This is a genomic window from Mesorhizobium sp. M0139 (genome assembly GCF_040322455.1).
Taxonomy (GTDB): Bacteria; Pseudomonadota; Alphaproteobacteria; order Rhizobiales; family Rhizobiaceae; genus Mesorhizobium.
The window spans coordinates 136,343-157,203 of the sequence record NZ_JAMYTN010000014.1 but is presented as its reverse complement, the minus strand read 5'-3'; the positions used below and the strand labels follow the sequence as shown (position 1 = coordinate 157,203).

The 20,861-nt window shown below is 62.6% G+C and carries 19 protein-coding genes; 9 read left to right on the top strand and 10 right to left on the bottom strand.

The window, feature by feature from the left end:
• Positions 1-171: 171 nt before the first annotated feature.
• The 4 genes from NKJ58_RS24030 to NKJ58_RS24015 all read left to right on the top strand — a co-directional run bounded on the left by NKJ58_RS24030 (position 172) and on the right by NKJ58_RS24015 (position 6,201).
• A complete protein-coding gene (locus NKJ58_RS24030) occupies positions 172-657 on the top strand; it encodes an endonuclease domain-containing protein (protein WP_352853966.1) in 486 nt (161 codons plus the stop codon).
• Complete coding sequence (locus tag NKJ58_RS24025; protein ID WP_352853965.1) at positions 654-3,224, top strand: GcvT family protein; 2,571 nt, start codon at positions 654-656, stop codon at positions 3,222-3,224. The genes NKJ58_RS24030 and NKJ58_RS24025 overlap by 4 nt, the downstream gene beginning before the upstream one ends.
• Positions 3,225-3,308: 84 nt before the next feature.
• On the top strand, positions 3,309-4,838 hold the full coding sequence (locus NKJ58_RS24020; RefSeq protein WP_352853963.1) for an ArnT family glycosyltransferase: 1,530 nt from the start codon (positions 3,309-3,311) through the stop codon (positions 4,836-4,838).
• Positions 4,839-4,893: 55 nt separating this feature from the next.
• Positions 4,894-6,201: a M24 family metallopeptidase gene (locus NKJ58_RS24015; RefSeq protein WP_352853972.1), complete on the top strand. Its 1,308-nt coding sequence runs from the start codon at positions 4,894-4,896 to the stop codon at positions 6,199-6,201.
• Here the strand turns inward: NKJ58_RS24015 and NKJ58_RS24010 are convergent.
• Together NKJ58_RS24010 and NKJ58_RS24005 are read right to left on the bottom strand one after the other, a co-directional pair.
• Positions 6,166-6,993, bottom strand: a complete 828-nt coding sequence (locus NKJ58_RS24010) for a phosphate/phosphite/phosphonate ABC transporter substrate-binding protein (protein WP_352853962.1) — start codon at positions 6,991-6,993, stop codon at positions 6,166-6,168. The two genes, NKJ58_RS24015 and NKJ58_RS24010, sit on opposite strands and share 36 nt — an antisense overlap.
• 91 nt (positions 6,994-7,084) lie before the next feature.
• Positions 7,085-8,095 carry a fatty acid desaturase gene (locus NKJ58_RS24005; protein ID WP_352853960.1) on the bottom strand — a complete coding sequence of 337 codons (1,011 nt, stop codon included), beginning with the start codon at positions 8,093-8,095 and terminating at the stop codon, positions 7,085-7,087.
• Positions 8,096-8,319: 224 nt separating this feature from the next.
• On the opposite strand from NKJ58_RS24005, the gene NKJ58_RS24000 reads away from it, so the two are divergent.
• On the top strand, positions 8,320-9,177 hold the full coding sequence (locus tag NKJ58_RS24000; RefSeq protein WP_023681768.1) for a helix-turn-helix domain-containing protein: 858 nt from the start codon (positions 8,320-8,322) through the stop codon (positions 9,175-9,177).
• Positions 9,178-9,291: 114 nt separating this feature from the next.
• Positions 9,292-10,314, top strand: a complete 1,023-nt coding sequence (gene bmt / locus NKJ58_RS23995) for a betaine--homocysteine S-methyltransferase (RefSeq protein ID WP_352853959.1) — start codon at positions 9,292-9,294, stop codon at positions 10,312-10,314.
• A gap of 86 nt (positions 10,315-10,400) precedes the next feature.
• Here the strand turns inward: bmt and NKJ58_RS23990 are convergent, their stop codons facing one another.
• From NKJ58_RS23990 to NKJ58_RS23960, 7 genes are all read right to left on the bottom strand, one after another.
• Positions 10,401-10,667, bottom strand: coding sequence for a hypothetical protein (locus NKJ58_RS23990; protein ID WP_352853957.1), 267 nt, complete (start codon positions 10,665-10,667; stop codon positions 10,401-10,403).
• A gap of 225 nt (positions 10,668-10,892) precedes the next feature.
• Positions 10,893-13,004: a vWA domain-containing protein gene (locus tag NKJ58_RS23985; RefSeq protein WP_352853955.1), complete on the bottom strand. Its 2,112-nt coding sequence runs from the start codon at positions 13,002-13,004 to the stop codon at positions 10,893-10,895.
• Between the two features lie 2 nt (positions 13,005-13,006).
• Complete coding sequence (locus tag NKJ58_RS23980; protein WP_023744714.1) at positions 13,007-13,567, bottom strand: RNA polymerase sigma factor; 561 nt, start codon at positions 13,565-13,567, stop codon at positions 13,007-13,009.
• Positions 13,568-13,782: 215 nt separating this feature from the next.
• Positions 13,783-14,961: a BaiN/RdsA family NAD(P)/FAD-dependent oxidoreductase gene (locus NKJ58_RS23975; protein ID WP_352853953.1), complete on the bottom strand. Its 1,179-nt coding sequence runs from the start codon at positions 14,959-14,961 to the stop codon at positions 13,783-13,785.
• 95 nt (positions 14,962-15,056) lie between these two features.
• Positions 15,057-15,794 (bottom strand): dienelactone hydrolase family protein, encoded by a 738-nt coding sequence (locus NKJ58_RS23970; protein ID WP_352497850.1) that lies wholly within the window; start codon positions 15,792-15,794, stop codon positions 15,057-15,059.
• Between the two features lie 104 nt (positions 15,795-15,898).
• Complete coding sequence (locus NKJ58_RS23965) at positions 15,899-16,585, bottom strand: hypothetical protein (protein WP_352497851.1); 687 nt, start codon at positions 16,583-16,585, stop codon at positions 15,899-15,901.
• Positions 16,586-16,674: 89 nt separating this feature from the next.
• Entirely contained in the window at positions 16,675-18,249 is a 1,575-nt protein-coding gene (locus tag NKJ58_RS23960) for a trimethylamine methyltransferase family protein (RefSeq protein ID WP_023670403.1), read from the bottom strand.
• Positions 18,250-18,510: 261 nt separating this feature from the next.
• On the opposite strand from NKJ58_RS23960, the gene NKJ58_RS23955 reads away from it, so the two are divergent.
• The gene (locus tag NKJ58_RS23955; protein WP_023670402.1) at positions 18,511-19,209 is read left to right on the top strand and encodes a cobalamin B12-binding domain-containing protein; all 699 of its coding nucleotides are present in this window, start codon (positions 18,511-18,513) and stop codon (positions 19,207-19,209) included.
• Between the two features lie 89 nt (positions 19,210-19,298).
• On the opposite strand, the gene NKJ58_RS23950 is transcribed toward NKJ58_RS23955, so the two are convergent.
• Positions 19,299-19,439, bottom strand: coding sequence for an entericidin A/B family lipoprotein (locus NKJ58_RS23950; protein WP_023670401.1), 141 nt, complete (start codon positions 19,437-19,439; stop codon positions 19,299-19,301).
• 65 nt (positions 19,440-19,504) lie between these two features.
• On the opposite strand from NKJ58_RS23950, the gene NKJ58_RS23945 reads away from it, so the two are divergent.
• Both NKJ58_RS23945 and NKJ58_RS23940 read left to right on the top strand, forming a co-directional pair.
• Positions 19,505-20,134 carry a DUF1638 domain-containing protein gene (locus NKJ58_RS23945; protein ID WP_352853951.1) on the top strand — a complete coding sequence of 210 codons (630 nt, stop codon included), beginning with the start codon at positions 19,505-19,507 and terminating at the stop codon, positions 20,132-20,134.
• A gap of 114 nt (positions 20,135-20,248) precedes the next feature.
• Positions 20,249-20,824, top strand: a complete 576-nt coding sequence (locus tag NKJ58_RS23940) for a DUF4893 domain-containing protein (RefSeq protein WP_023670399.1) — start codon at positions 20,249-20,251, stop codon at positions 20,822-20,824.
• Positions 20,825-20,861 lie beyond the last annotated feature (37 nt).

Genomic DNA, 20,861 nt, shown 5'->3' with positions numbered 1-20,861 from the left:
CCACCCCCACCCCCCTTAGCGTCGGGTGCTTGTTTTTTTTTAAAAGAAACATCCTGACCACCCCCATTCCTCTGCGCGCCGCCCGCCACCTCTCCCCCGATCGACGGGGGAGAGGAAAGGCGCGAAGTTATGCGGGCTGGCTCCCTTCCTCTCCCTCCGGAGGGGGGAGAGGTGGCGCCGGGAAGCGGCGACGGAGTGGGGGAAGGCGCTGGTCAAACCCGCAGTCGCCGCAAGAATGGCACTACCCTGCGAGCCAGAAAACTTGGACAAGGTGACAATCAGGCCGAAGCTCTGCTTTGGCTTGAGTTGAAAGCCCGCAAACTTGGCGGCTACAAATTCACGCGACAGTTCTCTATCCGACCATACTTTGCAGACTTCGCCTGCCGCGAAAAATGGCTTGTCGTGGAAATCGACGGCCATCAACACGCCGACAGCTCCTATGACTGTCGCCGTGACGATTTCATGCGCGCGCAAGGCTATTCGATCCTGCGTGTTTGGAACCATGACGTCCTGAACCATCGCACTTCCGTCTGCGAAACCATCCTTGCCGCGCTTGATGGCAGGTTGGCCGAGAACGTCGCTGCGGCCGATCTCCGCTTTGTTTTCACCCCCGCCCATTCGATTCAATCTCTTAAAAAACGGACCTATCTCTCATGAAATCTCATGTAAAAGCGGTTGTCATTGGCGGCGGCGTCGTTGGCTGCTCGGTGCTCTACCATCTGGCCAAGGCCGGCTGGACCGACATCATGCTGATCGAGCGGTCCGAGCTCACCTCCGGCTCGTCCTGGCACGCAGCCGGCGGCTTCCACACGCTGAACGGCGATCCCAACGTCGCCAAACTGCAGGCCTATACGGTGCAGCTCTACAAGGAGATCGAGGAAATCTCCGGCCAGTCCTGCTCGCTGCATCTGACCGGCGGCGTGATGATGGCCGATACGCCCGAGCGCATGGATTTTCTGCGCCTGGCCCACGCCAAGGGCCGCTATCTCGGCATGGACACCGAGCTGATCACGCCCTCCGAAGCCAAGGCGATGTTCCCGCTGATGGACGAGACCAATTTCGTCGGCGCCATGTGGGATCCGGTCGAAGGCCATCTCGATCCCTCCGGCACGACGATCGCCTACTCCAAGGCGGCCAAGAAGCTGGGCGCCGAGATCGTGCTGCGCAACCGCGTCGTCGACTTGACGCAGGAAGTTGACGGCACCTGGAACGTCGTCACCGAACAGGGCACCGTCCACGCCGAGCATGTCGTCAACTGCGGCGGCCTGTGGGCGCGCGAGATCGGCCGCATGGTCGGCGTCGAACTGCCGGTGCTGGCCATGGAGCACATGTACCTGCTCACCGAGCCGATGCCCGAGGTCGAGGAATTCAACAAATCGACCGGCCGCGAGATGATCGGCGTGCTCGACTTCAAGGGCGAGATCTACACCCGCCAAGAGCGCAACGGCATCCTGCTCGGCACCTATGAAAAAGCCTGCAAACCCTGGTCGCCGGTCAATACGCCGTGGGATTTCGGCCATGAACTGCTGCCGCCCGACCTCGACCGCATCGCGCCGTCGCTGGAGATCGGCTTCAAGCATTTCCCCGGCATCGAGAAAGCCGGCATCAAGCAGATCATCAACGGCCCCTTCACCTTCGCGCTCGACGGAAATCCGCTGGTCGGGCCGGTGCAGGGCCTGACCAATTTCTGGTGCGCCTGCGCCGTCATGGCCGGCTTCAGCCAGGGCGGCGGCGTCGGCCTCGCGCTGTCCAACTGGATGGTGCATGGCGATCCCGGCTTCGACGTCTGGGGCATGGATGTCGCCCGCTTCGGCGAGTGGGCCGGCCTGCGCTACACCAACGCAAAGGTGCGCGAAAACTATTCGCGCCGCTTCTCCATCCGCTTCCCCAATGAAGAGCTGCCGGCTGCGCGCCCTGCACAAACCACCCCGCTCTATGACACGATGCTCGCCAACAACGCCGTCATGGGCGATAGCTGGGGCCTGGAGACCCCGCTGTGGTTCGCGCCGAAGGGCAAGGAGCCGAAGGACGTCGTCTCCTTCCACCGCTCCAACGATTTCGGTCCTATCGGCGAGGAAGTGCGCGCCACGCGCGAACGCGTCGGCGTCACCGAAATCGCCAACTTCGCCAAATACGAAGTGTCGGGACCTGCGGCTGAGGATTTCCTCAACCGGCTGATGACCAACCGCATGCCGAAGACCGGCCGCATCGTGCTGACGCCGATGATCAACGAGTTCGGCAAGCTGATCGGCGACTTCACCATCGCCAAGGCAGGCGAAGACAGATTTATGATCTGGGGCTCTTCCGCCGCGCAGAAATACCACATGCGCTGGTTCGAAAAGCACCTGCCGAAGGATGGTTCGGTGCGCATCCACCGCTTCGATCAGACGCTCGTCGGCCTGTCGATCGCCGGGCCGAAATCGCGCGACCTCTTGCAGAAGCTGGTCGATGTCGACATCTCGACCAAGGCGTTTCGCTTCATGGATTTCCGCGAAATGGCGGTCGGGGGCGCGCCCTGCATGGTCAACCGCATCACCTATACCGGTGATCTCGGCTATGAAATCTGGATGGCGCCGGCCTATGAGCGCCTGGTCTACAAGGCGATCAAGGACGCCGGCGAGGAGTTCGGCCTCGTCGATTTCGGCATGCGCGCTTTGCTCTCCATGCGCCTGGAGAAGAACTTCCCGACCTGGTACCGCGAGCTGCGGCCGATCTACGGCCCGTTCGAAGGCGGGATGGACCGCTTCATCAAGCTGGAGAAGAACGACTTCATCGGCCGCGAGGCCGCCGCCAAGGAACAGGCGGAAGGACCGAAACTGCGCCGTGTCTCCTTCATCATCGATGCGGCCGACGCCGATGTCATGGGCGACGAGCCGATCTGGGCCAAGGTCGGCAAGGACTATGGCACGGTGGAAAAGCCGCATGGCTATGGCGCGCCGCGCTTCGACATGGCGGGCAAGGAAGTGCGTGGCTCGAAGGCTGCCGAAGGCGCTTCCGCCGTGCGCGGCATCGTCGACCGCGACTGGCGCGTGGTCGGCTGGGTCACCTCGGGCGGTTATGCGCACTATGTGCAGAAGTCGATGGCGCAGGGCTATGTGCCGGCGGCACTCGCCGAGGACGAAAGTGCCGGACTGTTCGAGATCGAGATCCTCGGCCACCGGCGTCCGGCGCGCATCAATGTCGAGGCGCCCTTCGACCCCAGCGGCGAGAAGATGCGGACCTGAAAAGGCGACAGGGAGCGTGAGATCGTGTAAGGGGCCTTCGGCAGTTGGCCGCAGGCATTTTCCCTCGATGAGAAGACGATCCCCTTGCAGTATCTAGAGAAATGGACGGACTGGCTCGGCGAAGGCAAGGTCGGTCCCTTCAACGCCGCACTGGTCTGCGTCGCGGTCTATTGCGTCGTCCAGATCGTGGTGATGGCGCTGCTGTCCCATGTCGTAGGAACCGGTGTCGGCGTCGACGATTCCGAACAGCTGATGTACATGCACTACCTCTGGGCTGGCTATGGCGGCTCGCAGCCGCCGCTCTACACCTGGCTTGCCCGCCTCGTCGCCGCCGTGGTCGGAACGAACATCCTGGCGCTCAAGATCGTGAAGTACCTGCTGATCGGAGCGGCGCTGGCGTCGGTTTTCATCGCTGTCCGCCGCCTGGGCTATTCCAGCCGCGCTGGCGCCGCCGCATTGTTCGGCCTGCTGTTGTTTCCGCAGATGGTGTGGGAGATGCAGCACGCGCTCACCCACTCGATCGCCGCTTTCTGTTTTTCAGTGGTGCTGTTTCTTGCGCTCGTCGAACTGGTGCAGCGGCGTTCGCTGGCCACCTATGTGCTGTTTGGCGTGGCGATGGCCGCCGCCATCCTGTCGAAATACAACAACGCGATCTTTCTCGGCGCGCTGATGCTGTCCACCCTGTCGCTGCGCGAAACGCGCGGCGTCATCCTCAACCGCCGGTTTTCGATCAGCCTTGTCGTGGCGGTGCTGCTTTGCCTGCCGACGCTCTACTGGAACCTGACCTACACCGACCAGTTGCTGTCGCACAGCGGCGGCTTCGGCATGGGCAGAGGAGAAAGCGCCATACAAACCGCATTCTACGGAATGCGCGGACTGGGCAAGGCTATCCTGTATTTCGCCGTGTTGCCGGCCGGCATATTCGTCGCGGCTTTGCTCATCGCATGGAAAAAGCCAGCGCCCGCGCTGCAACCGGCGCCATGGACCGAGAAACTGGTGTGGCGCACCATCGCTTTTGCCCTGGCGATGACCATCGTGCTCGTCCTGGCGAGCGGGACGACGCAATTTCGCGATCGCTGGATGCTTCCCATCCTTGTGTTGCTGCCGGTCGCGCTGGCCTTGCGGATGGATGCCAGAGGCGACAAGGGAAGGAAGGTGCAGGACGTCGTCGTCTTTGTCGGCGCAACGCTTGCCATCCTCGTGCTGCCGGTGACCTGGTACACGCACCTCAATGGCGGCGACAGCCGTGGCAGCATCGTGCGTGTCGACTACCAGTCGCTCTATGGCCAGCTGACGGCAAACGGTCCGGTTCGCACGGCGATATCGAGCTGGCACTGGGTGGGAAATCTGCGTCTTGTCGATCCCGATCTGGTCGTGCTCGACGACGAGATGCCGGACTTAGGCCATTTGCTGATCGAGCCGGCGGTGCTCGTGATGGCCAATGACAAGGAACCTCCCGAGGGCATCCTGCGGGCCTTGAGCGAGGCCGGCTATGTCGCTGACGGCTCGCCGCAGCAGTTGGTCGTCCCGATGCTGTTCGACAGCGAGCCGCCCACCCGCACGCTGACGGTCACGCGGCTGAAGAAAGCGGCCGCGGGCGCAGCGCCACAGTAAGTCGGCAGGGAGGCGTCGGGTGGAGAAACAAGGGTTCGGCCGTCACCGCAAGATCATGCCGTTCGAGCCGGGCTCCGTCGAAGCCTTGCGCGACGCCTCGCGCCAGAAAGCGGCGTCGCTGAACCAGCATGTGCTGGGCTATGGCACGCTGGCTGAAACCGAATGGCAAGCGGCAGGCATCGCCGCGCCCGATCTTGCCGCGATGCGCAAATACCGGCTCGAGCGCCTCCGCGCCGAGTTGAAGCGCCGAAACTATGCCGGCGCGCTGCTCTACGACCCCGTCAACATCCGCTACGCCACCGATTCGACCAACATGCAACTATGGGTCGCGCACAATCCGACCCGCCACTGCTTCGTCGCCACTGAGGGACCCGTGGTGCTGTTCGACTATTTCTCCTGCGAGCATCTGTCGGATCATTCCGGCGTCGTTGACGAGGTGCGGCCGGCAGTGTCGTGGATGTATCTCTATGGCGGCGAGCTGACCGAGCACAAAGTCCGCCGCTGGGCGGCCGGCATCGCCGATCTGGTCAAGGAGCATGGCGGCGGCAACAGCCGCATTGCCGTCGACCACATCAACCCCGAAGGGGTCGAGGAACTCGCCCGCCTCGGCATTTCGATCGGCAATGGCGAAGCGGTGATGGAAAATTCGCGGCTGATCAAATCGCCGGACGAGATCCTCGCCATGCGCCGCGCCATCGTAGCTTGCGAAGCGGCGATGGGTGAAATGGAAAAGGCGCTGACGCCGGGCATTTCCGAAAACGAATTGTGGGCCGAACTGCACCGCGGCAACATTGCGCGCGGCGGCGAATGGATCGAAACCCGGCTGCTTGCCTCGGGGCCGCGCACCAATCCGTGGTTCCAGGAATGCTCGTCGCGGGTGATCGAGGAAGGCGACCTCGTCGCCTTCGACACCGACCTGATCGGTCCCTACGGCTTCTGCGCCGATCTCTCCCGCACCTGGCTTTGCGGTGACGCCAGGCCGTCGAACGAGCAGCGCGACCTGTTCCGCATCGCCGCCGACCAGATCGCCCACAACACGCAATTGATGCAGCCCGGCATATCCTTTCGCGACCTGGTCGAACGCTCCGTGGTGCCGCCGGGAGATTGCTTCCCGACACGCTACGGCGTGCTCTATCACGGCGTCGGCCTGGCCGACGAGTACCCGACCCTGCCGCATGCAAGCGACTGGACGCCGGACACGCCCGACGGCGCGCTGGAGCCGGGAATGGTGCTGTGCGTGGAAAGCTATATCGGCCGTCTCGGCGGCCATGAGGGCGTCAAGATCGAGGAACAGATCCTGATCACCGCGACCGGTAACGAGCAGCTTTCAACCTACAAGCTGGATGCGAGGCTGCTCGGCTGATCCGGCAAGCGCCTCGCGCAGAGCCTTGAGCGTCTTTTCCGGCGTCGTCCTGGCGGTGATGTAGGGCAGGCCTTTGCGCCTTGCCGTCCAGCCGACGACCTTCACGGCGTTTGCCGCAGGTTCGAAACGCTGCGCCAGCGCCCAGCTCTCACAGTCGATGGCAGCTATATCCGCCTTGCCCTCGGCGACCGCGACGATCGAGCCGCGATGGCCACCGCTTTCGCTGCGCGAGGAAAAGATATCCAGGCTTTCGCCGGCGGCCTGCAGATCGCGCGCCAGTGCAATGATGCCCGACATCGAATCGAGGCTGTTGTAGGTAAAACGCGTGCCGCGCATCAGATCGAGCGGCAGCGAGGCTTTGCCATCCGCGGGCGAGCGAACCTCCGGTCCCTCGCCCGTCCGCATCACCAGCGCGCTCGAATAGAGTTCGCCTTCGCCGCCCTCGTAAGCGTCGTAGCTCGGCTGGCCGACCACCTGCACATGCTTGCTCAGGCCGAGTTCCATAGGCCCCCAGCAGGTCTGCGCGAACAGCAGCGCCGGATGCAGCCAAAGCTGGTGATGGTCGAGTTCGTCCGGCGGCAGTGTCGCCGGATCGGGCGCGATCAGTCTGCCCTCGGCGTCGTGGATACCGCCCGGCACCGGCGGCAGGTCGCCATTGCGGCGCACGATTGTCTGCGGCCCATCGACGCCCTCGTGCCGAAAAGCATCGCGCAACGCTGCCCATTGCGCGTCGACCTCGCCGCGCACTTCGGGCCAGTCGTACATCGGCAATGCCGCAACCAAATCACTCATGCCGACACTCAATCATCATGGCTCGGGAAAAGATCGCAAAAACGCGGCGTCCAATCAGAATTGGCCGACACGGGTTCGGGAAGTCCGGGGATTATTCCTTCGGCGGCTCGGCCGGAACCGGCGCGCTGCCAAGCCCGTGGATGCTGCGCGCCCTGATGCGCGGCTTGAACGCCCTGCCCGGCTCGGGCTGGCGGCGCAGCACCGGGTGCACGATCGGCTCCTTGGCCTTGAAGGCGTAGGCTTTGATCAGTGCGAAATAGTTCGGATAGGCGTAGCCATTGTTCATCCGCAGCCACTCGTCGCGGCGGTCCGCAAACAGTTTTGGAAGTCTGTACCAGGCAACCGTCGGCGTCTTGTGGTGGACGAAGTGCAGATTGTTGTTGAGGAACAGGAACGACAGCGGCGAGCGCTCGATGATCACCGTGCGACCTTCAGGGTGCTCGGACCACTGATGTTCGGCGAAAGTCCGGACCGCGATCAGCGACTGGCCGAGCCAGACCGGCACCAGAATGTAGCGCCATACGGGAATGCCGAAGCCGAACTGCACGATCGGCACTACGATGGCGAGGCCGATCGCATGCAGCAGCCATGCCTTGCCGATCACCTTGTCGCCGGCAATCACATGCCTGGCGTCGTCGATGAAGAAACCGATGCAGGACAGCCAGGGGCCGAGGAAGAAACGGCCGGCCATGGTGTTGTTGATCTTGAGCAGGAATTTCATCGTCGGCGGCAGATCATCATGCACCCACAACGCCTGGTAATAGCTCTCGGGATCGTCGAGGGGATCGGTCAGGCGCTCGTCGGCGTGGTGGCGCAAATGAAGCGTCTTGAAGCGACGGAACGGCCAGACCAGGCCGATCGGCAGGAAGACGAAGGCTTCGTTGATGAGCGCGCTGCGCGTCGGATGGCCATGCAGCACTTCGTGCATGATCGACGACTGCAAGGCCAGGATGAAGCCGAGGAGAAAAAGAGCCAGGATCGGATAAGAGGGCCAGAGCAGGAGCCCGGCAGCGAGCCACATTCCGTAACAGAAGAAAGCGAGGACCACGGTCGGCCACTCGATGGCCGCTGAGTCGCGTCGCTTGATGCGCTTGCCTGTCATGCTATCGACCACTGTCCCTCAGTCGCCGGAATTGTTCCTGACAGCATAGTGTCAGGAGAAGCGATTCCGCTCAACGAGACAAAGTGTACAAAATGTTGCGATTGCGCATTTTTGACCGCAGATGTTATGCATTGTAAACAACCCTACGGATTCATTTACGCTGGAAGTGCTGATTCGACGGCTCTGGCGCAAAATTTTTCCTAAGAGAGTGCGGAGAACGAACAGTGGACAAACGGGACCTTTCGGCAATCTTCCGGGAGCGCCTGAAGCTGCTCCTGACACGGTCCGATCTCAACCAGTCAGCTTTCGCGTCAGCAGTCGGCATCGACCGGTCGGCGCTGTCGCAACTGATGTCCGGCGCCTCGACGCGCCTGCCACGCGCCGAAACGCTGCTCAACATCGCCGCCGAATTCAAGATCTCGCTGGACTGGCTGCTCGGCCTCTCCCAGGACGAAGGCGTCACCGGCGAAATCCGCGAAAGCCTGGAGATCGAAGAGGCGCCCGACGGCTTCGACCGCACGCTTTTGGCCAAATGGTTCGCCGAGGCCGCCGGCACCAAGATCCGCTATGTGCCGGCCGGCATTCCAGACCTCCTGCGCACACGCCAGTTGGTCGACTACGAAGCCAACATCACCAACCGCAGCCGTCTGGCGCAGGCCAGCGAGACGCAGTACCGCATCGAGTACAACCGGCGCCCTGAGACCGACATGGAGGTCTGCATGCCGCGCCATACGCTTGAGATCTTTGCCCGCGGCCTGGGCGTCTGGGACCGCTTTCCCGAGGCTGACCGCCGGCAGCAGCTTGCCCATATGGCGACGCTGCTTGACGATCTCTACCCCACCTTCCGCCTGTTCCTCTATGACGGCCGCATGCGCTATTCCATCCCGCTGACCATCTTCGGCCCTTATCGCGCCGCCATCTATGTCGGCGACATGTATGTCGTGCTGAATGCCACCCAGCCGGTACAGGCGCTGACCCAGCATTTCGACAATCTGATCCGGGCCGCCGACATCAACCCGCATGAGGCCGCCGCCTACGCGCGCAATCTGGCCGGCGCGTCATTTCCATCGGGTTCTGCCTGATCGCCAACGCCCCGGAAAGGAGCGCCGCGCGGCATTGCAGGTTGCAAACACATTGACTGGACATAAAGACTTCTTTATATCCTTATTCCATTCAAATATCTGAAAGTCGATCCGATGACCGCGAACAATCCCATCGATGCTCTGCTGGCCGAAAAGGGCGTGCTGCTCGCCGATGGTGCCACCGGCACCAATCTGTTCGCCATGGGTCTGGAGGCCGGCGAAGCGCCGGAGTTGCTGAACGAGACAGCGCCCGACACCATCACCAGCCTGCACCAGAATTTCGTCGACGCCGGCGCCGATATCATCCTCACCAACTCGTTCGGCGGCACCCGCCACCGGCTGAAGCTGCACCATGCGCAGGACCGTGTACGTGCGCTGAACAAGCGCGCCGCCGAGATTGCCCGCGCTGTCGCCGACAAGGCCGGCAGGAAAGTCATCGTCGCCGGCTCGGTCGGCCCGACCGGCGAGTTGCTGGTGCCGCTCGGCGCCATGACCTATGACGAAGCGGTCGAGGCTTTTGCCGAGCAGATCGAGGGTCTCAAGGAAGGCGGCGCCGAAGTCGCCTGGATCGAGACCATGTCTGCGCCGGACGAAATCCGCGCCGCGGCGGAAGCCGCCATTCGCGTCGGCCTGCCCTACACCTATACCGGTTCGTTCGACACTGCCGGCCGCACCATGATGGGCCTGCTGCCCAGGGATATCCACGGCGTCGTCGACGGACTTTCAGAGACGCCGCTCGGTGTCGGCGCCAATTGCGGTGTCGGCGCCTCCGACATCCTGGCCTCGCTGCTCGACATGACCGAGGCGAAGCCGGAAGCGACGGTGATCGTCAAGGGCAATTGCGGCATTCCCGAATTTCGTGGCACCGAGATCCATTATTCCGGCACGCCGGAGCTGATGGCCGACTATGTCCGGCTGGCTGTCGATGGCGGCGCGAAGATCATCGGCGGCTGCTGCGGCACCTCGTTCCAGCACCTTGCCGCCATGCGCAAGGCGCTCGACGCGCACACCAAATCCGAACGCCCGACCGTCGCGGGGATCGTCGAGCGCATCGGTCCGATGCGCAACAAGGTGGCGACGGAAAACACCGCCGAGACCAGCGAAGCCCGCCGCGAACGCCGCCGCAGCCGAGCCTGATATCGAACGGATGTCTCAAAGTGTCTGCGGTTTTGAGACAACAATAGGCATAAACAAAGGCCTAAAACGCCGGCGCGCTTTAGGCCTTATTCGCTGTTTTCAGCGTAACGCGATAGCGCCGTCGTGAAATCCAGGGCGGTGCTGTCGGCGCTTTCATTCATCGTCACCAGGTCACCCGACGACTGCGGATTGCCGATCTGCTCCAGCATGGCACGAAAGCGGTCATTGGTCAGCGCCGACTTTGCGGTATTCCGGGCTGCGTCGACATCATCCATGATGCGCCTGGATTCCGGCGACAGCGTTCCCGACGCCTGCGTGTGTCTCACCGCCGGCGTCGTGTTTCCAATGTTCATGATCTGCAATTCCGGCTCCCCAAGCCCAGTCCCGACCCCATGCAATAATAGCAGGGCATTGCGATCACGTTCCGGAAAAGCCGCGCAATTTAACGATCGGCCGAGCACTCGCTCGGATCCGAAAAAAGGCCGGCAGGGTTTCCCCCGCCGGCCTGCCTCACCCGCCCGTAGCCGGTTCCCCGTATCAGAACGACCCCCGTCTGAAAGGAACCGGCTGTATTGCCACTACCGGTCACCGCCCAGCGCCGAGGCAAGGCGCACAAGCGAAAGGAACTCGGACCTGTACCCAAACGGGTCGGCTCCTCGGGCGGCGGTGGCAATCTCCATGATCTTGTCGTAGCCGAACTTCGCGGTCGCATCCTCGTCGCGCAGCTTCTGGCCGAAGGCGGCGACAGCGACGGAGAAGCGCTGGTCGGTGCTGGCCTGGTCGAAGGACGCGACCTCGTTGGCCGACGTCACCGGCGTGGTGATCAGCTTCGAGACGTCTTCGTTCGGCAGCTTGTAGCGGATTTTCACGAAGGCATATTCGTCGGCATTGGCGACACCGCCATTGTTGACCGTCGCCTGGCCGTAGCGCAGCGGATCCATCTGCTCGCCGCCGCTGCCCTTCGGCGTGATCTCGTAGATGGCGGTCACCGAATGACCGGAGCCGATATCGCCGGCATCGACGCGATCATTGTTGAAGTCCTCGCGGTTCAAGGCGCGGGTTTCATAGCCGATCAGCCGGTACTCCGAGACCTTGTCTGGATTGAACTCGACCTGGATCTTGACGTCCTTGGCGATGGTGAACAGCGTCGAGGAGGCATCCTCGACCAGAACCTTCTCGGCCTCGGCCAGCGTGTCGATATAGGCGGCGGTGCCGTTGCCGTTCTGGGCGATGGTCTGCATCATCTGGTCGTTCAGATTGCCGCGTCCAAAGCCGAACACCGACAGGAAGACGCCGGTCTTGCGCTCCTGCTCGATCAGCCGCTTCAGATCGTCGTCATCGGTCTGGCCGACATTGAAGTCGCCGTCCGTGGCCAGCATCACACGGTTGATGCCATCCTTGACGAAGGACTGCTGGGCAAGCTTGTAGGCTTCCTTGATGCCCGCCTCGCCGGCCGTCGAGCCGCCGGGCGACAGATTGTCGATGGCGTTGAGGATCTTGTCCTTCTCGGTAACCTTGGTCGGCATCAGCACGGTGCCGGCGTCACCGGCATAGGTGACGATCGTGATGGTGTCGTCCGCCTTGAGCTTGCTGACCAGCAGCCGGAAAGCCGACTTGAGCAGCGGCAGCTTGTCAGGCTCGTCCATCGAACCCGAGACGTCGATCAGGAACACCAGATTGGCCTTGGGTTGCTCGACCGGCTTGATGTCGAAGCCCTTGATGGCGACGTGCATCAGCTTGGTGTGCGCGTTCCACGGCGTCGGCATGACGCTGACGGTCGAATTGAACGGCGTCGAAGCCGAGTCCGGCCCCTTCCAGTCATAGGGGAAGTAATTGACCATCTCCTCGACGCGCACCGTGTCGGCCTGCGGCAGGTAGCCCTGCTTCAGCGAGCCGCGGACGAAGGAATAGGAAGCGGTGTCGACGTCGATCGAGAAGGTCGAGACCGGATCCTGAAGCGCTGCATGCACCGGATTGGTCTTGAAATCCTCGACGCGGTCGCGGTTTGGCTCCTGCGGCGCTATCTGGTCGGCCGGCATCGTCGAAGGCTGCGCCAGGTACTTGGATTCGGTCGCGCCGGCCATGCGGTCGACCCGCGCGCCGCCGGCCGGGGCAGCGGTGCCGTCAAGCGAAAACTCGCGGCTCTCAACCGGCGCCGGCTCGGCCAACACGCCGCGCCCCAGCGCATCCTGCTGCGCAGGGGCGACAGCAACGGTCGATTCGGGCTTCGGCGGCGCGGGCGGCGTAAGCGTCGTAGTGGTGTCGCGGCTTCGCACATCGGCGTCGGCCTTCTTGTCGCCTTCAGGCGCCTGCTTGTCTTTTACCGGCGCGTTGATCGCCGGCCCATTGGTTGCCGGCTTGTCGGCCAGCGTCTCAGTGATCTTCTCGTCGCTACCGAACGGCAACGGCTGTTCCCTCAGCATGTGGAAGGTGGCGTATCCGGCGATCGGCAGGGCGACGAGCCCGGCAATGGCTGGCGTGGCGATGAGTTTCTTTTGCATGATCTCGCTCCAGAGCTTTTGTGCTCGCTCTGTGAGACGAAGCCCGCCGACCGATCCTTGGGTGACGGCAGAAATATTTTCCTGATCATAAGCGCGCATGGCGGCTTCGAAGGCGCGTGTCTTCGCGCTCTCGCCCGGCGCCGGTACTGCTGCGTCGCGCAGCCTGTTGAGTTCGTTGTCGTCGACCATGGTCACACTTCCCCGGCTGAACGCATGAACGTCTTCAGCCGTTTCTTCGCTTCATGGATGTGCCAGGAAACCGTCGTCTCCGAGATTGCCATCGCCTCGGCGGCGGCCGCATGGCTCAAACCTTCGCCATAGACAAGAAGTACTGCATCGCGCTGCTTGTCCGGCAATTGCCGCACCGCTGCCCAGAGCGCCTCAGTGGGATCTTCAGGCTCGGCGGATGCCTCTCCCGAAATCATGCTGTAGGCGCCGAAAGCCTCGGTCTTGACGTTTTCGCGCGTCGTCTTGCGCATCATGTCGCGCGCCGCGTTCAGCGTCACGGAATAGAGCCATGTCGTAAACGCGCCGCCGCCGCGATAGTCGCGGATCGCCTTGCCGAGACGGACACAGACCTCCTGGGCGATGTCTTCGGCATCGGCCTTCTTTCCGCACCAGCGATAGGCGGCGCGATAGACGAAGTCGTAGTGCCGCTCCAGCAATTTGCCGAAGGCACCCCTGTCTCCGCCCTTCGCCCGCCCGATCAATTCGGCGTCGGAGGCTTCGCTTTCATCCAGCATCATCGCCATCATTTGCCTGTTGGACGAAGGCTAATGGCCAATCCTTGGGGTTATGGAAAGATTTTTTTCCGAGGCGACGGATGCACGCGCAACAGGTGCGCTGAGATTCAGGTCAGGCCGAGCCGAAAACGATGGATTTCGAGAACCGGAGCGGAGCGTACTTTTGGTACGCGAGCACCGGAAGCACAGAAAGCCGTCGTTTGCAGGCCGGCCTCACCTGAATATCAGCACACCTGGCCCGAGGCCCAGCCGGACGACCAAGCCCACTGAAAATTATAGCCGCCCAGCCAGCCCGTGACATCGACGACTTCGCCGATGAAAAACAGCCCCGGCACGAATTTCGCCTGCATCGTCTTCTGATCGAGCCCGTTGGTATCGACACCGCCAAGCGTGACTTCCGCCGTGCGGTAGCCCTCGGAGCCGGCCGGCTTGATGCGCCAGTCGTTGACGGCGGCTTCGACGGTTTTCATTTGCAAATCTGTCAAATCAGCGAGATTGCCATCGATCCCGCTACGCTCGGCGACCGCTTGCGCAAGGCGCTTCGGCAAATGGTTTGCCAGCACCGTCTGCACCGCTTGCCTGCCGTTGACGCGCCGGGCGGCGCGAAGCAGTTCCGCCACATCCATCCCCGGCAGCATGGCGATGCGGATCTCGTCGCCCTCGCGCCAGTAGGACGATATTTGCAGGATGGAAGGCCCGCTCAAGCCGCGATGCGTAAACAGCATCGCCTCCGAAAACCGCGTCTTGCCGCAGGCGACTTCGGCATCGACGGCATTGCCGGCCAAGGGCGCCAGCCGCTCCAGCGTTCTTGCGTCGAAGGTAAGCGGCACCAGCGCCGGCCGTGTTTCCACCACCGCAAGGCCGAATTGCGCAGCAAGCTCGTAGCCGAAACCGGACGCGCCCATTTTGGGGATCGACTTGCCCCCGCAAGCCACGACCAGAGAATTGCAGGCGACGCTGCCAGTGGAGAGCGTCAGCACAAAACCGTCCGCGGCCTTGCTGACGTTCCTCACCTCGGTCGACAGCGCAAGTTCCACGCCCCCATCCTGCATTTCGGAGACCAGCATGTCGATGATCAGCCGCGCCGAGCCATCGCAAAACAGCTGTCCCAGCGTCTTCTCGTGATAGGCGACGCCGTGGCGTTCGACGAACTCGATGAAATCGCGCTGCGTGTAGCGGCTGAGCGCCGAGATGCAGAAATGCGGATTGCCCGAGATGAAATTCTTCGGGCTCGCATGGATGTTGGTGAAATTGCAGCGGCCGCCGCCGGAGATGCGGATCTTCTCGCCGGGCTTTGCCGCGTGATCGAGCACCAGGACCGAGCGGCCGCGCTTGCCGGCCTCGATGGCGCACATCATTCCGGCCGCACCGGCGCCGATCACCACGACATCATAGGATTGCATCAGGCTGTTCGTTCCCGCTCGACTGGCGCTGTTTTAACAGGCCGCGCCAATCGTGCAGTCTCTACCCGTTCGTTGCGACTTCAGGCAACGCCTCGTTAGATCAGCGTCTCGGCGAACAGCGTCGTCAATCGCTTCCAATGACGTTCGGCGCCGGCCGCGTTGAACACGCTGTGATCCGACACGCACCAGCCATGCGCCATGCCGGCATAGTTTTCGATGACGTGGTCGACTTCCGCCACGCGCAGCGCCTCGGCCAGTCGCGCCGACTGCTCCGGCGGAAAGCTGCGGTCCACCCCAGACGTTCCGACATAGACCCGCGCCTTGATCATTGCAGCCTTGCGGTGCGGACTGTCGGCGGCATCGCTGGCCAGATTGCCGCCATGGAAGCTTGCCGCCGCCACGATGCGATCGGGATAGGTTGCAGCCGCATTCAAGGCCCGCGCCCCGCCCATGCAGTAACCGACGACACCGACCGGTCCGGTGACACCTTCAGCGGTAAGCGTGTCGAGGAACGCCCTGCTGTCGCGGATGGTCATGTCCTGTGTCGTGCCGTGGACCAACGCCGTCAGCGCGACCTTGGTCTCCTCGACGACGAAAGCGGTCTTGGGCTCGAACGGCCCGTAGGGTGCTTTGCGATAGAAAAGATCCGGCACCAGCACGGCATAGCCCTCGCCTGCCAGCCGTTCCGCCATTGCGTCGAGCGCCGGTCGCGGACCGAAAGCGTCCATATAGAGAATGATGCCGGCCCTGGACGAGGAAGCGGTCGCCGAGCGGAACAGCCCGGCTTTCGCCACGCCGTCCCCGGTCTTGATCTCAATGTCCTGCTTCGCCATGGCCCGCTCCGTTAAATGTCGTGCGATACATATAAGCAGGCACCGTCAGGGCAAGCCGTTCCCTGACAATCCCGTTCAACACTTTGTGCGGGCTTTCGACCCGGCTACAGGCCGGCAAACGCCGTCATGTGAAAGGCCTGAACCTCAGGCGGATAGCGATGGGCCGTGCCATACGGACAGGCGTTGCGGTCGAGGCAGCCGCCGTCGCGGCATGGTTCGCCCTTCGATCCCCGCACATGCGCCAGGCAAGCCTGATGAGCGAAACCATCCGCGGAATAGGCGTCAACCGGACAGGATTTCAGGCAAGGTTTTGCAACACAGGCGTCGCAAAGGTGAATCGCTTCGCGACGTTCAGGAAGCGCGATCTCATCCTCGAACAGCAACGCGCCGCGATAGGCATGCCAGAGCCCGTACTGCGGATGCATCAGGATGCCCAGCGGCGACGGTCTCAGCCCCTCCGCTCGCATCGCCCATTGCTGGAACGGCAGATAAGGTCTGTCCGAAGGCGAAACGGCGCGCGCGCCGAATTTCTCCGCCACCGCACCGATCACTGCGCGCGACCATGTGTCGAGCGGATTAGCAATGGTTTGCGGTTGCCGGTCGCGCCAGCGCAGGAAATGCGGCCAGGGTGCCGCTCCCGCCTGCCCCACCAACAGCACGGATTTGGCGGGGGCAACTGAAGGGCCATGCGGCGGCGTTTCGCTTGTTGCGAAATTGAAGCCGCCGCGCAGCATGAGGCCGTCGGCGGAAAGCGCGGCCGCTATCTCGTCAGCCCGGCGCCGCGCAATCATCCCTTCTTGTCCGGGTCGGAGAAAGCGCTCCGCCAGACTTCCTTGTGGATGATGTTGGCGACTTTAGCCCCGCCTGACTCGGGCTCCTTTCAGGTGAAGGCGTCAGCCATCGACGCCTTCTTCGTCGCGATGTAGTCCTTCAGCCCGTCGTCGATGCCCGGATCGAGATACGGCGCCTCGTAGGTCTCCAGCCAGCGGCGGGCGAGTTCGTTGGCGCGCTGCGGCGCTGTTTTCTCCCCCTCGGCCAGCCACTGCTCGTAGGAATTGTTGTCGGCGATGCTGGAGCGATAGAAGGCGGTCTGGAAATTCGCCTGCGTGTGGTCGCAGCCGAGATAGTGGCTGCCCGGGCCGACCTGGCGGATGGCGTCCATCGCCTGGCCGTTTTCCGAGAGGTCGACGCCTTCGGAAAACTTTTGCGTCATGCCGAGCTGGTCGATGTCCATCATGAATTTTTCGTAGCAGGAGGCCAGTCCGCCCTCGAGCCAGCCGGCCGAATGCAGGACGAAATTGGTGCCGGCAAGAATGGTCGAGTTGAGCGTGTTGGCGCTCTCATAGGCGGCCTGCGCGTCCGGAACCTTGGAGGCGCAGAGCGAGCCGCCGGTGCGGAACGGCAGACCGAGCCGGCGGGCAAGCTGTGCGGCGCCGTAGGAAACCAGCGACGGCTCCGGTGTGCCGAAGGTCGGCGCACCAGACTGCATGGAGATCGACGAGGCGAAGGTGCCGAACAGCACCGGCGCGCCGGGACGGATCAACTGCGTGAAAGAGGCGCCGGCCAGCACCTCTGCCAGAACCTGCGTCAGCGTGCCGGCCACCGTGACCGGGCTCATCGCGCCGGCAAGGATGAACGGCGTGACGATGCAAGCCTGGTTGTGACGCGAATAAACCTTCAGCGCGCCCAGCATGGTTTCGTCGAACACCATCGGCGAATTGGCGTTGATCAGGCTGGTCAGCACGGTGTTGTTTTCGACGAAATCGTCGCCGAACACGATCTTGGCCATGGCGACGGTGTCTTCGGCCCGCTCTGGCGCCGTCACCGAACCCATGAACGGTTTGTCCGAATATTTGATGTGGCTGTAGATCATGTCGAGATGGCGTTTGTTGACCGGCACGTCGACCGGCTCGCAAACCGTGCCGCCCGAATGGTGAATCGACGGCGCCATATAGGCGAGCTTCACGAAATTCCGGAAATCCTCGATCGTCGCGTAGCGCCTGACACCGTCGAGATCGCGCACGAAGGGCGGACCATAGACCGGCGCGAAGACCGTGGCGTTGCCGCCGATCTGCACCGAACGTTCGGCGTTGCGCGCATGCTGGGTGTAGATGGGCGGCGCGGTCTTCAGCAGCGAGCGGCAGAGGCCCTTGGGAAAATGCACGCGCTCGCCCTTGACGTCGGCGCCCGCCTCTTTCCAAAGCTGCAGCGCCTCGGCGTCGTCGCGAAAGATGATGCCGATCTCTTCCAGCACCGTATCGGTGTTGTTTTCGATAATCGCCAGGCCTTCCTCGTTGAGGACCTCATAGATGTTGATCTTGCGCTTGATATAGGTGAGCTGGGTGCCCGGTCCGCCGCCCGAGCGCGCCGCCCGCCTTGCAGCCGCGCCGCCGCTGGCAGCACGTCCACGTCGCGCATTGGACGCTTCCTGGTCGACTGACGCGTTTTCACTCATGATCGTTTTTCCCTAAAAACCGTTTGCGGCCGCGTATGGCGGCTTCTCGGCCGGATCGTAGCCATGCACCCTATTCGAAACGGCCCGCCAGCGCCAACGCCTGTCGCAAAATCGACAAGAATTCCAATAGATTTGCGGTCGCTTTCCTTTTGCGGGAAGTCGCAAATCAGCTATGGATACCTGCCCCCGCCGGGTTAGGTATTGACGCGATTATTTTAAGCCGCCGTGGTCGCATCCCGTGCGGCAAGGAGCCCGAGAAAAATGGCCGACGACGAGATCATCCTCTCCGAGCTTTCCGACGACGAGTTGGTGCAGCAGATGCACGACGATCTCTATGACGGGCTGAAGGAAGAGATCGAGGAAGGCACCAACATCCTGCTCGAGCGCGGCTGGGTGCCCTACAAGGTGCTGACCGAAGCTCTGGTCGAAGGCATGCGCATCGTCGGCGAGGACTTTCGCGACGGCATCCTGTTCGTTCCCGAGGTGCTGCTGTCGGCCAACGCCATGAAGGCCGGCATGTTCATCCTGCGCCCGCTGCTGGCCGCCACCGGCGCGCCGAAGCAGGGCAAGATGGTGATCGGCACCGTCAAGGGCGACATCCACGACATCGGCAAGAACCTCGTCGGCATGATGATGGAAGGCGCCGGCTTCGACGTCATCGATCTCGGCATCAACAATGCGGTGGAAAAATACCTCGACGCCATCGAGCAGCACCAGCCCGACATTATCGGCATGTCGGCGCTTTTGACCACGACCATGCCCTACATGAAGGTCGTCATCGACACGATGAAGGAAAAGGGCATCCGCGACGACTATGTCGTCCTGGTCGGCGGCGCGCCGCTCAACGAGGAATTCGGCAAGGCCGTCGGCGCCGATGCCTATTGCCGCGACGCGGCTGTGGCGGTCGAGACCGCGAAGGACTTCATGAAGCGCAAGCATAATATGCGCGCTTCAGCCTGATCTCTTCCGTAAGGCGTCTGGCCCACAATCGAAAGCCGCGCCTTGCAGCGCGGCTTTTTTGTTCCCAGCTATTGGAACGGATGGCTGCGTCAGGGTTTGGTGACGGTGTCGTCGACGGCTTTGGCAGTCGATTTGATATCCCGGCCGACACCACGGACGGTGTTGGCACAGGCCGTAAGCGCCAGGACGCAGGCAAGGATTGCAATCGGCGCAACGCGTAACAGTTTCATGGACGGTTTATCCCTCTCTCGATAGATTCGCCCCACAGCAACGAAGGCCGCTTCGACCGGGTTCCATGGCCAGAATGCAAAAAACGAAACCGAACCAAGACGACAGGCTGCTGGTCATCGCCTGTGGAATGATTGCGCGCGAAGTTTTGGCCGTCAAGGAGCAGCTCAAGCTCGACCATCTCGACCTGACCTGCCTGCCGGCGGAGTTCCATTTCTACCCCGACCGCATCGCACCGGCGATGGACAAGGCGATCGAAAAGGCCAAGGCGGAAGGCTATAGCAACATCTTCGTCGGCTATGCCGATTGCGGTACCGGCGGCATGCTCGACCGGGTCCTGGAGAAGCACGGCGTCGAGCGCATGGCCGGGCCGCACTGCTTTGCCTTCTACCAGGGCATGGACGCCTATGCGAAGGTCGCCGACGACGACATGATGTCGTTCTACATGACCGATTTCCTGTGCCGCCAGTTCGACGCCTTCTTCATGAAGCCGCTCGGCCTCGACAAGCACCCGGAGCTGATCAAGGACTATTTCGGCAACTACCAGAAGCTGATCTACATCGCCCAGACCGACGATCCGGAACTCGACAAAGTCGCCGAGAAGGCCGCGAAGATGCTTGGCCTCGCCTATGAGCGCCGCTCGACGGGCTATGGCGACCTGACGGCCGGAGTGGCGCAGGCCGCCGCCCACGCCTGAAGCGGTTCTTGAGCCGGGACGCTGTCGAGAACAGATGACAGGCCGCCGCGAATGGTTAAGTTGTGAGCCAAAAGCAAACAGGCTGATTCAGCCATCCGAACACGGAACGTCCCGATGACCCCTCGCGTCCTGCTTGCCGCCCTTGGCCTCCTCTGCCTCGTCTTGCCCGCTCGCGCCGACGGCGAGGTGCAGAAGATCATCACGCCTGCCGACAAGGTTCGCCTCGACAAATATGGCGAGACCCGCAAGGCGGCGCTGGCCGAGGCAAAAGCGGGAGACCCGGCTGAGGTCAGCCAACTCGACGCGCTGCTGGCAAAGCCGATAGTGGCCTTTTCCGACAAGGACCTGAGCGGCAACTGGCAATGCCGAACCATCAAGGTGGGCCTGACCGGCCCGCTGGTCATCTATGGCTGGTTCAAGTGCAAGGTCACGGACGATGGCTCCGGCTGGCAGCTGGAAAAGGTCAGCGGCTCGCAACGCACCAAGGGCCGTTTCTTCGACGATAGCGAAAAACGCGCGATCTATCTCGGCTCCGGCTATGTCAATGACAACAAGCCAAAACCCTATGGCAGCGGCCCGGAAAGCGACCAGGTCGGCTATGCCTTCCGCACCAGCGCCAATGAATGGCGCATCGAATTCCCGGCGCCCTACTACGAATCGAAACTCGACATCATCGAGTTCAAGCGCTGATCCGTTGGTCTCTCGCTGGCCGGGCGGTCATCAAGAT

What these genes read in the sequence shown, in the direction of transcription:
- NKJ58_RS24025 (WP_352853965.1), top strand. Translation starts at nt 654, where the DNA reads ATGAAATCTCATGTAAAAGCGGTTGTCATTGGCGGCGGCGTCGTTGGC.
- NKJ58_RS24015 (WP_352853972.1), top strand. Translation starts at nt 4,894, where the DNA reads ATGCCGTTCGAGCCGGGCTCCGTCGAAGCCTTGCGCGACGCCTCGCGC.
- NKJ58_RS24010 (WP_352853962.1), bottom strand. Translation starts at nt 6,993, where the DNA reads ATGAGTGATTTGGTTGCGGCATTGCCGATGTACGACTGGCCCGAAGTG.
- NKJ58_RS24005 (WP_352853960.1), bottom strand. Translation starts at nt 8,095, where the DNA reads ATGACAGGCAAGCGCATCAAGCGACGCGACTCAGCGGCCATCGAGTGG.
- bmt (WP_352853959.1), top strand. Translation starts at nt 9,292, where the DNA reads ATGACCGCGAACAATCCCATCGATGCTCTGCTGGCCGAAAAGGGCGTG.
- NKJ58_RS23990 (WP_352853957.1), bottom strand. Translation starts at nt 10,667, where the DNA reads ATGAACATTGGAAACACGACGCCGGCGGTGAGACACACGCAGGCGTCG.
- NKJ58_RS23985 (WP_352853955.1), bottom strand. Translation starts at nt 13,004, where the DNA reads ATGGTCGACGACAACGAACTCAACAGGCTGCGCGACGCAGCAGTACCG.
- NKJ58_RS23980 (WP_023744714.1), bottom strand. Translation starts at nt 13,567, where the DNA reads ATGGCGATGATGCTGGATGAAAGCGAAGCCTCCGACGCCGAATTGATC.
- NKJ58_RS23975 (WP_352853953.1), bottom strand. Translation starts at nt 14,961, where the DNA reads ATGCAATCCTATGATGTCGTGGTGATCGGCGCCGGTGCGGCCGGAATG.
- NKJ58_RS23970 (WP_352497850.1), bottom strand. Translation starts at nt 15,794, where the DNA reads ATGGCGAAGCAGGACATTGAGATCAAGACCGGGGACGGCGTGGCGAAA.
- NKJ58_RS23965 (WP_352497851.1), bottom strand. Translation starts at nt 16,585, where the DNA reads ATGATTGCGCGGCGCCGGGCTGACGAGATAGCGGCCGCGCTTTCCGCC.
- NKJ58_RS23960 (WP_023670403.1), bottom strand. Translation starts at nt 18,249, where the DNA reads ATGAGTGAAAACGCGTCAGTCGACCAGGAAGCGTCCAATGCGCGACGT.
- NKJ58_RS23955 (WP_023670402.1), top strand. Translation starts at nt 18,511, where the DNA reads ATGGCCGACGACGAGATCATCCTCTCCGAGCTTTCCGACGACGAGTTG.
- NKJ58_RS23950 (WP_023670401.1), bottom strand. Translation starts at nt 19,439, where the DNA reads ATGAAACTGTTACGCGTTGCGCCGATTGCAATCCTTGCCTGCGTCCTG.
- NKJ58_RS23945 (WP_352853951.1), top strand. Translation starts at nt 19,505, where the DNA reads ATGGCCAGAATGCAAAAAACGAAACCGAACCAAGACGACAGGCTGCTG.
- NKJ58_RS23940 (WP_023670399.1), top strand. Translation starts at nt 20,249, where the DNA reads ATGACCCCTCGCGTCCTGCTTGCCGCCCTTGGCCTCCTCTGCCTCGTC.